The sequence below is a fragment of the Hydrococcus rivularis NIES-593 genome (genome assembly GCF_001904635.1).
In the GTDB taxonomy this organism is placed as follows: domain Bacteria; phylum Cyanobacteriota; class Cyanobacteriia; order Cyanobacteriales; family Microcystaceae; genus Hydrococcus; species Hydrococcus rivularis.
In genome coordinates, this window is sequence record NZ_MRCB01000007.1 from 90,074 (window position 1) to 105,925 (window position 15,852).

The following is a 15,852-nucleotide window of genomic DNA, read 5'->3' on the forward strand; positions in this document are numbered from 1 at the left end:
ACTTCTCGGTCAGTTATGCTTACATAACGAAATTCTTCGAGAAGTACTGATAACAATTAAATCGAACATTACTTAAGACAAGCTCGAAAGATGACTTCATCTTTCTACTGTTGTTCTGTTTGTAATTTGATATATCATGTCTAATAACAATCGCCTCTCACGCTCGCTTTCCTTAGAAGACAATCAAGAGACAACTATACTTTTGAAACGTCGTTCCGATGGGATTGAATCTGAGAAAGATACAGGAACGAAGGTTCAACAAAAGCCAGAAAATAACTCCGATGTTCTCACCAATTCGGGAAACACTTCCAGTTCCGAACCCAATAACTCTGCTCGCGATCCAAAACCAGCAACCAGTGAAACCCCAGCAGGGGAAAATTCATCGCCACAAGAAACTCAACCCATATCTGTCGCTTCTACTGAGAAGGGAGCGAATCCTTTAGTCGTTACAAACACTAATGATAGTGGTGCCGGGTCTTTAAGAGAAGCACTCGAAAATGCAAAATCGGGAGATACGATTAGATTTGCTGCCGAGCTAGCGAATAAAACAATTACCCTTAATAGCGAACTTTCGATACCCGCAGGCAAAAACTTAATCATAGATGGGCAAGGCGCCTCTAATTTGACGATAAGTGGGAATAACCAAACTCGCCTATTCTATCTCAATTCCACTGCTGCAACGCCAACCGACTTGACCATCAAAAACCTTACACTTGCAAATGGATCTACCAGCGATCGCGGTGGAGCAATTAGTACCACTCACCAAGGAAGCGTAACCGTAGAAAATGTTGACTTCATCAACAATAATGCCAACCTTGGAGGAGGAGCGATTTTTATCGCTTATGAAGGCAATCTAACGGTCAAAGGCAGTCGATTTGAAGGCAATAAAGCGACAGCAGGCAACGATGAAAGGGGCGCGGGAGCAATCGCCTTCTGGGGTCCCAATAACTTGACCGTCACCGATAGTGCCTTTATTGGTAATGAAGGCATTAATGGCGGCGCTATTAATAGTTTGAACGGTAATATGACTATTCAAAATAGTCAATTTGTCAATAACAAAACAACGGCAGCTTCTTACGATTCAGGCAATCCCAATCCATTTTTGAGAGGCTATGGTGGAGCTATTTTTGCCGATCGCGCCAGTGCTAGAGACGGCGCAGGCGGTGCGATTGAGATTAGCAACAGCACCTTTGAAAATAATCAAGGCAGAGGCGAAGGCGGTGCCGCATATTTATATACAGGCGGACAAGATCGAGTCAGCATCACCAGAAGCGTCTTTGAGAACAACCAAGTCCTAGCCCTACCCAATGGGGGAAATGGGGGCAATGGCGGCGGTGTCGTGGTGATGAGTAATGAGGTCAATCGCGGATTGACAATTACTGATAGCAGTTTTGCTGGTAATAAAGCTGCTGGTCAAGGGGGGGGATTGTGGATGATGAACTCCCCGACGCAAATCAATAACGTTACTTTTTCTGGCAACCGAGCCGAATCCCTCGAAAAGAGCGGTAATGGTGGGGCAATGGCGTTGTATGGCAAGACAGATATTGTCAATAGCACGATTGCTTACAATTATGCCGGATGGGTAGGTGGCGGAGTGTCGGCAGACAATTCGCCCGTAAGCGTCAAAAATACGATTTTTTACAAAAACACTGCCTCTAACGGTACGGAGGGCTGGGGGATTCAACAGCACACCAATCGGGCGCTAACCGACAATGGCAATAATATTCAATATCCTCCCAAACAAACGAAGAATTTCAACGATACCAACGCTACTGCGAATATTACCATTGCCGATCCAAAATTAGGACCTTTGCAAGAAAGTAATGGTTTATTAGTACATTCAGTGCCGTCAGATAGTCCGGCAGCCGGACTAGGTGCGAGTAGTGGAGCGTCTACTGCCAGTGCAACGCCTGCGCCTAGCTCTACTGATGGAGATGGGAGTAACGCGACGATTGGTGGTAATGAGTCTACTATCGCTTCCAATTCAGATCCCTTACAAGGCACTGCCAATAACGACAGTCTCTCTGGTGGAGCGGACAATGACATATTAGTCGGCGGCATGGGGAGCGACACTCTTACTGGCGGTGCGGGCGCGGATCGTTTCGTCTTCCAGTCTGCCAAGGAAGGGATCGATCGCATTACCGATTTTTCTACTGCTGACGATACGATTCTCATCTCTGCTGCTGGTTTCGGTGGCGGACTGACGGCTGATGCTACGCTAGCAGCATCTCAGTTTACTGTAGGGACGGCAGCGACTGATGCAGACGACCGATTTATTTACAACAATGCTGACGGCTCGCTATTTTTTGATAGCGATGGAACGGGATCTTCTGCCGAAGTCCAGATAGCAACCCTAAACGGCTTACCGTCTCTAACCAATACTGACATTACAGTTACGAGTTAATCGAGTTGGGTTTGGTCAAACTCCTATTCGCCATTGCCAATTGGCAATGGCGAATTGTTAGGGTCATTTGTCGTTAGCAACAAATGACTAATGACTCATATCTCGCGAGGAGCTGGGCATCACTTTATTAATTCGCTTTGCCAGCGCGAGTAAGATATAAATTGTCAACAAATAAGCGGCGGCGAGAAGCAAGACGATCGCAGGCATTTTTCCAGAATTAAAGACAAAAAATACTAAAAGTTTTTTTGACTCCCTAGAGAGTCGAGGCAAAGAAACCCTGGCGCGGCTTTTTGACTTTATCAAACGTTTGCTCGACAATAAGGAAAGAAAGTCTGTCTCTCCTCACTGTTTTGGATTAGACTTCTTGCTTTAGAGCGGGTAAGGGGAAATGGGTAAGAGGGAAAGGGATATTTTTCCCTTTAACCTTTCCAAGAAGTATATTGTCGTGCCTAGTTTAAGATTGGGCAAACTCTTAATAGGAGATGTTTGCCTTCCTTTTATAACTAATGAGAGCAACACAGCACTCTTTTTTCGCTCACCAAAATAGCTATAGAAAAGATAGAAAAGCATCTACCCAATCTAAGCATTTCCAAAGCTTTACAACAAATCTTGTGTCTAGCTTTGGAGCGAATAAGTTTTTTAAATTCTGAAATCTCTTAGTAACTAGACTAACATACAAAGCCCAATTTGAAAGAATTTTTTTGGCGGCGATCGAGCCAGCCAAGAACGCTTGCACGCGATCGCGACAAATTGAGAATCAAACAAAATTTCCTTGTCTGGGAAGCTTAGCTTAAAATAAATACAAGGATATGTAAACTTTCGTAACTATCTCGCCAAAACTGGCTAACCAATGATCTCAACAACTTCTTTATTTGCTCCCGTAGATAACGATCTGCGCCTTTTAACAGAAAATCTTAAAAAACTCGTGGGTGCTCGTCACGAACTTTTAGAAGCGGCTGCCGAACATTTGTTTGAAGCTGGGGGAAAGCGAATTAGACCGGCGATTGTCTTGCTGGTTGCGCGAGCTACCATGCTAGATCGAGATATCACGCTACGACATCGACGGTTGGCAGAGATTACGGAGATGATTCACACTGCCAGCCTAGTCCATGACGACGTAATCGATGAAGCAGAACTCCGTCGTAACGTTCCCACGGTCAACAGTTTATTTGGCGATCGCGTTGCCGTCCTCGCCGGAGATTTCTTATTTGCTCAGTCTTCTTGGTATCTGGCTAATTTGGATAACTTGGCAGTGGTGAAACTTTTGTCGGAAGTGATTCGAGACTACGCAGAAGGAGAGATTCAGCAAGCGATGAATCGGTTTAATCCGAGTTTATCGATCGAAGCCTACTTAGAAAAAACTTATTATAAAACCGCCTCGTTAATGGCCAACAGCGCCAAGGCGGCGGGATTATTGAGCGAAGTTCCAGAAGCGGTAGCAGAACGTTTATATTCATACGGTCGTTACATTGGTCTGGCTTTTCAAATCGTCGATGACATTTTAGACTTTACGACTGAGACGGAAATATTGGGAAAACCCGCCGGTTCGGATCTCATTAGCGGAAACCTGACGGCGCCAGCGCTGTATGCAATGGAAGCCAAACCTTATTTAGAAGTCCTCATCAAACGAGAATTTAGCCAGGAGGGAGACATAGAACAAGCCCTCGCTTTAATCAAAGAAAGCAATGGAATCGAACGGTCGAGAGAGTTAGCTGCTGATTATGCTAAGCTTGCCGTACAACAGCTCGATTGTCTCAAACCCTCTGAAGCTTCGCAAGCACTAGCAGACTTGGCAGATTATGTTCTGAGTCGTTTGTATTGAGCGATCGAAGCGCATCTTCGCTTGCGGAAGTTTTGCGACGTTTTAAGGCGGCGATCGATCGCTGCGTCTCCAACTCATCTTAATAATGAGTTCCCGATTTGCGATGGTGAACAGCTGTAACTCCTTGGTGTAGAACTTTGCCTTTCTCTGCCACTGCGTAGACAACCCAGTGATCGCCGCATTCCATTCGGTTCTCAACGCGACATTCTAGGTAGGCAAGAGCATCTTTTAGGATAGGCGAACCATTGTCTGCTGCTTCTATTTGCAATCCGGCAAAGCGATCTTCGCCAGGAGTAAAAGGTTTGAGAAAGTGTTTCATCAACCCCAAATGATTGCCTTCCTGCAAAATATTGAGGACGAATCGATTACCGCTATGCAATAAAGATTCGATCGCGCGTTCCTTTGCCACTGCAATGGTTAATCCCGGTGGATTAAAAGTTGCTTGAGATACCCAAGAAGCTAGCATTGCCCCGCTTAAATCTCCTTGCTGGCAAGTCACCACGCACAGAGAACCGACAATTCTTCCTAAAGCTTGTTCGGTTCTTGCCGATTCGGACTCGCTAACCGATGGTTTGGGTTTGCGGGATTTTGCGGCTTTTTTCACCGCTTGGGCAAAATCCGTTCCCGCTTCTTCACAGAATTTGAGGGTGACATCGGTGGGTTTAAATTTCACGCGAATGGTTTCAAATCCGAATCGATAGCCCGCATCGCGGAATTTACTTTCTAATAGATCGATCGCTTCTCCACTCCAACCATAAGACCCAAATACGCCAGCGAGTTTCGTTTTATCGGCATTGGCTAAAGTAATTCCCAGTGCGGTTTGGATTTGGGTAGGCGCATGACCGCCTAGAGTGGGAGAACCAAAAATAAATCCGGCGCATTTTTGGATGGCTGCTTTGATTTCTTCGGGTTCGGCGACTTCTGCGTTAATCGATTCTACTCCGACTCCTGCTTTAATGATGCCTTGCGCGATCGCTTGCCCCAGAGTAGCCGTATTTCCATAGGCAGAAGCATAAATTAAGGCTACCGCGAGTTCTTGAGATTTTTGGGCACTCGTCCACTCTTTGTAAGCTGCTGTCAATTCGGTCAAACCGTAGCGCACCAATGGTCCGTGACCCGTGGCGTAGATTTTAGCAGGTTTGTCGCTGAGTTTTTCTAATGCCGTTGCGATGTGTTTGGCATAGGGTGCCATCAAGCAATCAAAGTAATAGCGTCGGTCTTCGTCATAGACCTTCCATCCTTCATCAAGTACCTGATCGCCGCAAACGTGCGCCCCAAAAAGTTTATCGGTAAAAAGGACTTGGGTTTTGGGGTCGTAGGTACATAATTGACCGGGGGAACGAGGATTGGGAGTGGGCATAAATTCCAGTTGATGCCCTTGTCCTAAATCGAGAATTTCCTCTCCCTTGACTACCTTAACGTTGTATTGTTGGATATTAAATTCGGGTTCCGAGAAAATATTTTTAAGATTAATTGCAGCAGGATTAGAACAAATAAAGGTTATTTGTGGCGCAATTTCTAATAAGGCTTTTAAGGTAACGCAGCGATTAGGATTGACATGACCCAAAATGACGTAATCGATTGTTTTCGGATCGATCCGTTGCTGTAAGGCTTTGAGAAAAATATCTCTAAAAGATTCTCCCGGCGGATCGAATAGGGCAATTTTATCGACTTGAATGAGATAGGAATTGGCGGTCGTTCCGCGTTGTAAACCGTATTCTATTTCAAATTTAAGCCTATCCCAAGTGCGCGATCGCAATACGGTTGTTTGGGCAGCAATAGGGAATACTTGAACATCTCTTGGTTTCATATCTAGTTATTAGTATTATTTGTCAGTTTTTATAGGTATTTTTTGACTTTAATCATGAATATTGATTAGCTTTTTTTGGACAATTTATTTAAGGCTTGTTCGTATTTCTCTAACCTCAAATCTTGATGAAATGTCTTGTAAAATTCAAATTTCGATTCTCGATTGAAATTTGTTTCAGCCTCTGAAAGAATTGCTCGATCTTTTCGATATTGTTTAAACGCTGATAGCGCAGCAATGGTAGTCATTCCTACAATAATAAGCAATCTATCGGTTCAACAATCAAACTCCGATAATCCGATTTCTGAAAAGTTTTAGCTGTCTTCATTTTCTCCGAATCTACTTTTTTTGAAAGACTATTTTGCAAATATTCTGGTGCAAGTTCATAAAAGATCGCATCTAATATTAACGGAAGTGTCAGAGGGAGAAAATAACTTTGAAGGCAAAGTTTTGTCTAATTCTCCCTTGTGTTCTGACATTTTTATAATCTTCTGCTTTAGGCAAAAACTACTCAATACACATTAATTTTAGTAGTAATTGCCCACCTTGCGATGGTGAACCGCAGTCAGCGCATCGGAATTAGAAACGCGCCCGTTGGTTACTTTGCTGTAGACAATCCAATGATCGCTACACTCCATACGACTGATGACTTCACATTCTAGATAAGCTAAAGCATTGGTTAGAATGGGAGAACCATTGGCAGCAGATTGGGTTTTAACTCCAGCAAAGCGATCGGCGCCTGGCGGAAATCGCTTTAGGAAATGCTTCATCAACGCTTGGTAATTGCCTTCTTCGAGGATGTTCAAGACAAATTTGTCCCCAACTTGCATTAATGACTCGATCGCGCGATCTTTCGCCACCGCAACCGTAAATCCTGGGGGTTCAAAACTCGCTTGTGCTACCCAAGAAGCCAACATCGCCCCGGAAAGGTTGCCTTTTTTAGCGGTGATGATATACAGTCCGCCGCTAATGCGTCCAATTGCTTTCTCTAATTCATTATCGATCGCTTTGAGTTGCTTGACTTTGCGATCGATCGATAGCGCCTGCCCTAAGTCGGTTCCCGATTCTTCGCACAATTGATAGATAGCTTCGCTAGGCGTATCTTTGATCCGAATTGAGGGAAAGGCTTTTGTCAAACCAGCCTCTCGAAACTTGGTTAAAAGCGGGTCGATGGGTTCGTCATCGCCGCCGTAGGATTCAAACATGCCGATGAATTGCTTGGGTTTGGCAGCTGCTAAAATTGTGCCGATACTCGTCGCGGTTTCTTTTAGATGGCTGCCTGAAAGAGGTGGCATGCCGATAACGATGCCAGCACAACGACCGACCAATTCTTGTACGTCTTGGGGGTCGGCAGATTTTAAATCCACCATTTCTACGGCGACACCCGTCTTAGTAATCCCCCTGGCAATCGCTTGCGAAATGCGATCGCTATAGCCATAGTCGGAGACATAAAAGACGGCGACTGTCTTCTCGGCTTTACTTTGCCCTTCACTCCAGGTGCGATAGCGTCTGATTAACTCGTCTACGTTATAGCGCAATAGAGGGCCGTGACCGTTGGCTACCATTGTAACTCCTGCTAAAGACTCCATCCGTTTTAGGGCAGATAGGACGGATCTGGCATTGGGAGCCATTAGACATTCATAATAAAAACGATAATCCGGTTCTATTGCTTTTAAGTCCTCATCGAAGAGACTGTCGGAACAATAGTGCATTCCAAAGACATCGCAGGTAAATAATAACTGCGTGGCGCGATCGTAGGTCAAAATGGTATCGGGCCAGTGCAGGTTGGGCGCGCTGACAAATTCGAGGACGTGACCTTTTCCTAAGTCGAGGGTGTCGCCGCTTTTTACCAATTGCCGTTGGAAAGGCTGATGAACGAAATCTTCTAGAAATTGAATGGCCACTTTCGATCCGACAACCGTCACTTGAGGGGCGAGTTGCAAGATATCTTTGACTAAGCCACTATGATCGGGTTCGGTGTGGCTGATAACTAGGTAATCAATCTCTTTAGGATCGATTAATCCTCTCAGTACGTCTAGATAAAGCTGGCGGAATTTTTCGTGGGAGGTATCGACTAAGGCGGTCTTTTCGCCGCGAATAATATAGGAGTTGTATGTCGTACCGTTTTGTAAACCGAATTCGATATCGAAGCGATCGCGATCCCAATCCAGGGAACGAATGGCTGTGGTATCTGCCGCAATCTCGGCGGTTTGCATCGTCAGCCGCTTTTCAGCTTTTACGGGCGTTGCGACCATCAACCTTCTCCTTTACGCTTTTTTATATTGTTTTTATTTTGACATAGTCACTTTGTAACGGTTTATTAAGAAACTTATCTAAAATTGACCATAAGCTAAGAATTACTTAAGGAAAAATCGATAAATTTTGTTATTATCAAAATTCTAAAACAGCGATCGCGCTCACAAGACTTTGTTGGCTACATCAAACTTCGGAGTGGATAGTATCACGCGCTGCGATTATTTATCTCACAGGCGAGCTTTAGAAAAACCCGGACGATAGAAAATGTTAAGTTCGCTGTTGTGGAATAAATAAAGATGTTACCTACATTCAATGCCGACAAAAATCTAGAAACCGCTCTCTTAAAATTGCTGGAACGCTATAGCCTAGAAGATATCGTCGAGACGCTCTACGGTTATACCGATCTGCAAGCAGAATTAGCGAAAATCTTACAGCAAGACCAAGCGGCAGCTAATTGGGATCGTCAAGCCGACGCACTGAACATTGCTTGTGAAATGCTCCATGAAATATACGACGACGAGCTTGACTATCTAATTGACTAAAATTTGATATGCGATCGCTTTGCTTATATTCTTCCATTCTAGACTAAGGTGTAAGCATCTGATTGAAAAGTCTATTTGCTAGCGTTGTCCAGAAGCATTTTAGAGACAAAAGAAGTCGATCCGTTTCTCTACAACAATGTTGTGCTTTGAGCGAAAAAGGAGAGAAAGATGACTCATCCTCAGACAACAGATGAAACCGCTAAATCTTTGTACGATCGAGATTTTTTGATGTGGCTAGAAACCACGGCTCAACTCTTACGGCAGAAGAAGTTTGAACAATTAGATTTAGACAACTTAATTGAAGAAATAGAAAGCATGGCAAGGAGCGAGAAACGAGAGCTATACAATCGTTTGACTCTTTTGCTGACGCATTTACTTAAATGGAAGTATCAGCCCGATAAACGCTCCAATAGCTGGATTTCTACGATTAGAGAGCAAACCAAATTTTTTGCCCGATTAGAACAATTAAAAAGAAGGAGTTTTTCTAACGCCCGCGATCGCCTCAAGTCTTGTTACTGGGATAAAAAGTATTAACAATAGTATGAATCGTGCCGTACCAATTAGCTTTATAAGCTACTTGTCGCTTAAATTCATAAAACCCGCTGTTAGCTAGAGCTAAAGCTAAATTCTGATTCTTCATCAAGTTAGATACTTTCAACTAATTTCTCTAATAAATAGAGACTTCAAAGATTCCCGAGGTTGTTCGAGGGGTTTATTTTTTAAACTCACTGCTCGAACGATAATGCCGATATGATAGCGAACTTTTTCTTCTCCTTGCTGTTGTGCAATTTTTTTTGTATGAGGATCGCAAGCCAGAATTCGATCTAATCGGTCGCCAAATCCATCTTGAATAGCTTTTTCGGCAACGGCTACCTGACGCTGGAGGGGAGTTTTAGCGACGACTTGCTCCAAAGGACGATCGATTTTGGCTAAAATGCCACTGGCGGTGGCAAATTCCTTTACCCATCGTTCGGCTGCTTTTCCTTGTCCCGACGAAGTCATAGATTATAAGCTAATGAGCTAAATCTATGACGGCGCATTCTGTTTCCAAATCGAGAAAATCTAGATGCTCTTCGTAGAGATCGCTCAGCGTAAACATAAACTCGGAACTGATTAGCAAAATCCAGTGCCAATCAATTCCAAGCGCTTTTCTAAAAAAACTATAAGCCTCTGTATTGTATCGCTCCCGACGAAGATACTGACCCGCGTCGGTTAGCATGGTTGCCAAAGCCTGCTGCATGGGAATTCCACCTTTCTGCACCATCCAGGTCAAGCTGGAGAGGTTTCTAACGGCTAGGCGCATATCCGTCTTGGCATGGAGATCCATTACGTCAGGACGCTTGGCATAGGTGGCGCTGGAACAAAAGACCCCATCGGCTAGTTCGACTAATTCTCTGACAAATAAGGCGCGGGCTGAGGTATTATTGGCTCGTCCATCGTCATCGACGCTAATCGAACCTCCGGCTTCGTGGGATTCGTCGAGGATGAGTAAGGCATTTGGCGCAAAAGCCCTCAAAAACTCGTGTCTTTGGGTTTCTTTGCCCTGCACGGTCTGAAGTTGGCTGTAGGTGGTAAAAATCGCATCGTAGTCTCCTAAATTTCGCGATCGCTGCAAGTCTGCCATTTCTCGTTAGTGAAACTGGGGCGACGTTTGCAGGACTCTGCCATCGGGCAAGGGAAGGCTGAGGGTTGAATTCGTCACGAAGGGGCGAAACCGACGCAGATTGATGTCCCGCAAGTCGCGAATCATGTCTCCGTAGAGAGGCGTATCTTTGGTGACAAAGATAGGAACGCGCCCCGTTAGTTTGGCGTAGCGGATTGTCGCGGCAACGACGCGACCTTTGCCAATTCCAGTTTGGTCGCCAATAATAAAGCCAGAACGTTTTTCTAAATTGGCGATCGCCAGGGCGCAAGCATCGACTTGTTCGGCGCTAAAATATTTGTGTAACTCTTGTGGCGTACCGTATCCCAAGCGATCGCAGACGTATTCATCTAAAGAACCAACCCGACGCTCCAATTTAGCAAGCGCGTTTGCTGTCGTCGCCTGCATATTGACGGGAACGAGCGTGTTAACCGATCGCGCTTAACTTTTAGGAATATAGGGAACTTGTTTCGCCGTTTCTGTCATTTCTAATCCTCCCTCGGTGTATAAATGAGTTCGTCGAGCCATTCTTCGAGATGGGGTTGTACTTCCCCTTCTATCTCCTCGAACAGCCCCAGCAGTCATTGCACTTGCTCCCTGTCGGTCTTCACCGCGACGGGAAAGCTGACCCCTTGAAGAGATAGTTTGGTCTTGACGATTTCGTTGTCTGCTAGGGCTTTGCCCCATTTGTGTCTCCAAGCTTCCATCGGCAATGGCTCGCTCCAGGACAGCCCCCAACTAGATCGATTGGGAATCCTGCTCCTTGCTTGCGATAAAGATTGCCCCAAATAGAAATATGCTCGATAACGTTATATTGCTCGTAGAGGCTATAGTAAAAAGCTCTCGTCTCTTTGGTGTTGTAACGGTTGGAGCGCTGCCCTTCGTCGCTGCCCAGCTTGCTTCCTAGAATCAGCACTGCCCGACCGTCGGATTTCATGGCTTTTAGAGCATGGAGCGCGATCGCGCGGTCGATTTGCGTCGTGCTATACTGTCCGGCGTTAAATCGTCGATTGCCAATCGCACCGAAAGGCGGATTCATGATGACGACATCGTGCTGGCTGTCTGGCAGATAAACCGAAGCATCTTGTTCGGTGACGGTATAGCCCTGCGATCGCAGGTCTGAGGCTCTATCCCGATTTAATTCGTTAACCGTTGCACGAGCGGGATTGGAAGCAATTAGCAGCGCTCCATGTCCTGCGGTTGGTTCGTAGACGGTTTTTTGGGGCGTAATCTCCGCCAACATTGCGGCTAAATAGGCAATGGGAATGGGAGTGCTATAGGCTTGTTGCAGGACGCTAGTCGAGGAGCGAGTGCCTAGCGTGGGTTGGCGTTGATAGAGATCGACCAGTCGGGCGTATGCTTGTTTTGGAGATTGAGAGTCATCGACGATGGTACGCGCCGCTCGAACTAAGCCTGCTTCAAGAGATTCTTCAATTTGCTTGGCGAGAAATGTCCCCGAATTGACTTTTTCGCCCAAAATAGACTCAGCATAAATCCTAGCCTCTATAATCGTCGAAAATGCTTCGCCTTCATTAAAATAACGGGTGAAGGCATCGATTAGCATGATGCGATCGCTCATGGCTTTGAAAATCAAACTTTAGATTAGTGCGGTATTTTCTCGCCGCTTTGGAAACGTTATTTTGCAGAGATAACAAACGTTTCCTTAAAAATAAGGATATTTCTTTTCATTTTATAATAACTGGTACGCTCCGCTCGAATTAATTAAATTAATTTGTCGATGAATTGGGTTTTAACAATATTTTTTGGGAGAAGAGAAAGGAGATTGTTTTGCGCCCAAAGCGCTGCCTGAGTGCGATCGCGTACCCCCAATTGACAGAAAATATTAGTTAAATGATTTTTCACCGTTCCTTCGGTTAGGTGAAGTAAAGAGGCTATTTCCTGATTATTTTTTCCTTGAGCGAGTAGCGTTAAGATTTCGAGTTCGCGATCGCTAAAATGATTTTGAGGTGAAATTTTCTGCGTTGAAGGAATCGGATTTAACTGGGCAAATACTTTCGGGGCGATTGTCGGGCCGAGTTGACTGTATCCTCGATGTAGGTTGCGAATCGCTGTTGCTACTTCAGGAGACGGCGTAGTTTTAAGCAAATACCCTAAAGCGCCTGCTTGCAAAGAATGCAGTACGTATTCATCCTCGTCAAACGTCGTCAGCACTAAAATTCTCATCCAAGGGAAGCGTTGATGAATATCGCGAGTCGCTTGTACCCCATCGCAAATCGGCATCCGCACGTCCATAAGAATTACGTCGGGTTGTAGTTGCTCACAAAGCGCGATCGCTTCATTTCCGTCATTTGCCTCGCCTACTATCTCTAAATCTTCTTCTAGCGACAGCAGAGATGCTAAACCCTGGCGAAATAAAGGTTGGTCGTCTGCTAGCAAAAGTCGAATCATAGTGGAATTTTTTGACCTAGCTTGTCTTCAATCTTAATGCGATCGCCGAACAAGTAAACCATGACAAAAGTCATTCATCTCAATGTCTCGAACTCGTGCATTATGTCTTTGGATAGCCAACTAGAATTACTCTTGATAAGGAATTTTCACTTGGATTTGGGTTCCAAAACCGGGAGTACTAGCAATCTGAATTTCTCCTTCGAGCATTTGAACTCTCTCTTGCATTCCTCGCAACCCATACCCAGAAGTCACGGTTTTAAAATCGAAACCAATCCCATCGTCTATAATTTTTAAAACGATCTCTGTTGGTGTGAGTTGAGCGCAAAGCTCGATATTAGAAGCTCTACTATGTCTTTGAATATTCGTTAATCCTTCTTGCACGATACAGTAAAGTTGATGGCTAGTTTGCAGGGAAAGTTGAGGTAAATTCCAATTAATTTTTATTTTCATAAATTGATTTTGTTGAAACGGCTTGATTAGACTTGCGATCGCGTCTTTAAGTTCAAAATCTTTTTCCCTGATGGTATATACGGCTCGACGCGCTTCTTGAAAGGCTTGATCGGCAATATTTTTAGCAGTAGCAAGCACTTGAGTTACGCGACTTGGATCTTGAGAATGTAATCTCTGAGCTAATTCTAATTGAACGTTGAGGGCAGTAAGCGTATGTCCGAGAGAATCGTGAATGTCGCGAGCAATGCGAGTTCTTTCTAGTTTAGCTGCTAAAGTTTCCATTTCTTTCATCAAAGCTTCTGCTTGCTGTCGGCTTTTTTGTTCTGCAAGCGAGACATAGCTAAACAAAATCACAAAAATACTTGCTGCCAAATAAATCCCCCCATTATTAATAATAATGCCAGAAATAATTAATTGGGGTTCGTAAATCTGAGTAGCTTTTAAACGTAAAAACTCTATTGTTTGAGGGGCCCTATAAAGAGAGTCATAAATCTCAAAAAAATGCCAAACAATGCCAGTAATAATAACAGTTAATATAACATCCTTTTGCTTCAATAAAAAACAACTTTTAGCAAAAACAAGATAGAGCAACAACTGAAGACCCCAACCCATCAAAATAGCTGGAGTTAATAAAAGTATTTCCAAGTAAATATAAAATCGTCTTTGCCAAAGCGGACGGTTGATAGGAAAGAAGAAACTCAACCAAGTACAACCAGCAAGTAAAAAAAAGACCAACCAACACGGAATTAGCGGTTTAGGATAAGCAACATGACGATTTAGAAACAGAAGACAAGGAATTAGTAAAAAATATACGGCTAAAATCATCCATTCTACCCGACGCAAGGTTCGAGGGATAGATGAAGAAACGATAACGCGCTCATTCATTATTCTCTATGAGATCGAGTTTTTAGATAAGTATCTTACGACAAATTCTTTCTAGAGCGATATGACTAAAGTCATGAATTTGACATGACTTGATGCTATTTATTGTGCCAATGCGATCGATTACTGTACGAGAAGTGCGATTGCTTTCCTAACTCAACATTTCCCAAAAAAGAGGTGTTTATGAAATTAAACCAAGAAAGTAAAGGCAAAGTTAATTTTAAACTTGTTTATCAAACCACTGCCACAATCGCTGCTGCTGTAGCAATAAGTCTGAGTCTGCCTAAAAATGTTTCGGCAGCAAATTTAACTGACACTTCTAATATTTTATCCGCCGACCCTGGATCGGATAACCTCGCTCGTCAATTCCAGATAACGCTCGACCAAGCTGTCACCGATAAAATCCCCCCTGGTACAACCGTCGGAATCATCACTCCTCAAGGAACCTGGTTCGGTACAAGCGGTGTCTCGAATCTAGCAACTCGAACTCCTGTTACTCCAGGCGATCGCTTTCCTATTGGCAGCATTACTAAAACCTTCACTGCGATCGCATTACTAAAATTGGCTCAAGAAGGAAAACTCAGTCTCGACGATTCCTTAAGTCAATGGTTGCCTGAAATTGCTGCTAATCTTTCTGATGGCGAAAACGTGACAATTCGACAAATTCTGAATGGAACTAGCGGCATTTACAATTTCCTAGACGATGACAGTCCAATTAACCAAGAAATCCTCAACAATCCGTTGAGAGATTGGCAGCCAGAAGAGATAGTGCAATACGCTTATGATAAGCCGCGCTCCTCAAGCTGGGTTTACCCTAATACGGGTTTTATCTTAGCGGGAATGGTTATCGAAAAAGCCACAGGCTCGAATCTGGCTGAGGAAATTCGCGATCGCATTATCGCACCATTAGGGCTAAATAATACTTTTTTTGCCCAAGAAGAAAAGATTCCTGGTGGATTCGTCAACGGTTACAGAGATATCGATGGTAATGGTAGCCTTGATGATGTCTCTGCCGTTAATCTGTCGTGGGCATGGGCGGCTGGTGCAATGGTATCGAACACTCAAGACCTAAGTCAGTTTTCTAAGGCACTGTTTGGCGGCGAATTGCTCTCCCAAGATAGCCTCAACCAAATGCTAACTTTCAACAGCACTGGAGATGATGGCATTGATTATGGATTAGGGCTATATAGTGTTGATTTCGATCCTCTTATTCCTGGTTTGGGAAGAGGATTTGGGCACGGTGGCGATGCACCAGGACATAATGCTTTTATGTTTTATTTTCCCGAACGAGATATAACGGTTGTAAGCTTGCAAAACAGCCAGCCACCAAACGACGTTAATCCTGCTATTCCTATTCTGGAAACCTTGCTCGAAGAGGGACACAGAGGCAATCCCAAGTCAGTACCAGAGCCAAGCATTGTAATAGGTTTGACGATCGTTGGTGCGGGAAAATTGTTAGGGTATGTGCGATCGCGTCAAAAATAACCTTTTATTAATTGCTCTGATGGAAGTGGGTTTTGAGTAGCAATCGTACAGAAACTTACGCCCTTGGCTGCAAAAGGTTAATTTTTGACTCCAAAACCTAAGTTTGGTCAAGATAACTTCTCGTCAAAAGCCTGGGGTTCTATACGGTTTTTC

General features: G+C 44.2%; 13 protein-coding genes and 1 pseudogene. 5 read left to right on the top strand and 9 right to left on the bottom strand.

The window, feature by feature from the left end:
- Window positions 1-136: 136 nt before the first annotated feature.
- Both NIES593_RS25145 and sds read left to right on the top strand, forming a co-directional pair.
- Window positions 137-2,404 (top strand): calcium-binding protein, encoded by a 2,268-nt coding sequence (locus tag NIES593_RS25145; protein WP_073599123.1) that lies wholly within the window; start codon window positions 137-139, stop codon window positions 2,402-2,404.
- 850 nt (window positions 2,405-3,254) lie between these two features.
- The gene (sds, locus tag NIES593_RS08270; protein ID WP_073599125.1) at window positions 3,255-4,226 is read left to right on the top strand and encodes a solanesyl diphosphate synthase; all 972 of its coding nucleotides are present in this window, start codon (window positions 3,255-3,257) and stop codon (window positions 4,224-4,226) included.
- A 79-nt stretch (window positions 4,227-4,305) separates the two neighbouring features.
- Here sds and NIES593_RS08275 read toward each other — a convergent pair whose 3' ends face one another.
- Both NIES593_RS08275 and NIES593_RS08285 read right to left on the bottom strand, forming a co-directional pair.
- Window positions 4,306-6,036, bottom strand: a complete 1,731-nt coding sequence (locus tag NIES593_RS08275) for a diflavin flavoprotein (protein ID WP_073599126.1) — start codon at window positions 6,034-6,036, stop codon at window positions 4,306-4,308.
- 524 nt (window positions 6,037-6,560) lie between these two features.
- Window positions 6,561-8,288, bottom strand: a complete 1,728-nt coding sequence (locus NIES593_RS08285) for a diflavin flavoprotein (protein ID WP_073599128.1) — start codon at window positions 8,286-8,288, stop codon at window positions 6,561-6,563.
- Window positions 8,289-8,585: 297 nt separating this feature from the next.
- Here NIES593_RS08285 and NIES593_RS08290 point away from each other — a divergent pair, with 297 nt between their 5' ends.
- Window positions 8,586-8,831: a hypothetical protein gene (locus NIES593_RS08290; protein WP_073599129.1), complete on the top strand. Its 246-nt coding sequence runs from the start codon at window positions 8,586-8,588 to the stop codon at window positions 8,829-8,831.
- Window positions 8,832-8,999: 168 nt separating this feature from the next.
- Window positions 9,000-9,275: pseudogene (locus NIES593_RS08295) on the top strand (DUF29 domain-containing protein); the annotation flags it as partial.
- Between the two features lie 210 nt (window positions 9,276-9,485).
- Here NIES593_RS08295 and NIES593_RS08300 read toward each other — a convergent pair.
- The 7 genes from NIES593_RS08300 to NIES593_RS08325 form a co-directional block, all read right to left on the bottom strand.
- Complete coding sequence (locus NIES593_RS08300; RefSeq protein WP_073599130.1) at window positions 9,486-9,833, bottom strand: hypothetical protein; 348 nt, start codon at window positions 9,831-9,833, stop codon at window positions 9,486-9,488.
- Window positions 9,834-9,843: 10 nt separating this feature from the next.
- Window positions 9,844-10,455 (bottom strand): hypothetical protein, encoded by a 612-nt coding sequence (locus NIES593_RS08305; protein ID WP_073599131.1) that lies wholly within the window; start codon window positions 10,453-10,455, stop codon window positions 9,844-9,846.
- Between the two features lie 6 nt (window positions 10,456-10,461).
- Window positions 10,462-10,881, bottom strand: coding sequence for a strawberry notch-like NTP hydrolase domain-containing protein (locus NIES593_RS08310; protein WP_073599132.1), 420 nt, complete (start codon window positions 10,879-10,881; stop codon window positions 10,462-10,464).
- A gap of 33 nt (window positions 10,882-10,914) precedes the next feature.
- Window positions 10,915-11,160, bottom strand: coding sequence for a hypothetical protein (locus NIES593_RS23490; RefSeq protein WP_139253656.1), 246 nt, complete (start codon window positions 11,158-11,160; stop codon window positions 10,915-10,917).
- Window positions 11,144-12,067, bottom strand: coding sequence for a hypothetical protein (locus tag NIES593_RS08315; protein ID WP_073599133.1), 924 nt, complete (start codon window positions 12,065-12,067; stop codon window positions 11,144-11,146). Before NIES593_RS08315 ends, NIES593_RS23490 begins: the two co-directional genes overlap by 17 nt.
- 128 nt (window positions 12,068-12,195) lie before the next feature.
- Entirely contained in the window at window positions 12,196-12,882 is a 687-nt protein-coding gene (locus tag NIES593_RS08320) for a response regulator transcription factor (RefSeq protein WP_073599134.1), read from the bottom strand.
- 126 nt (window positions 12,883-13,008) lie between these two features.
- Window positions 13,009-14,217, bottom strand: a complete 1,209-nt coding sequence (locus NIES593_RS08325) for a sensor histidine kinase (RefSeq protein WP_073599135.1) — start codon at window positions 14,215-14,217, stop codon at window positions 13,009-13,011.
- 180 nt (window positions 14,218-14,397) lie between these two features.
- On the opposite strand from NIES593_RS08325, the gene NIES593_RS08330 reads away from it, so the two are divergent.
- Window positions 14,398-15,699: a serine hydrolase domain-containing protein gene (locus tag NIES593_RS08330; RefSeq protein ID WP_073599136.1), complete on the top strand. Its 1,302-nt coding sequence runs from the start codon at window positions 14,398-14,400 to the stop codon at window positions 15,697-15,699.
- Window positions 15,700-15,852 lie beyond the last annotated feature (153 nt).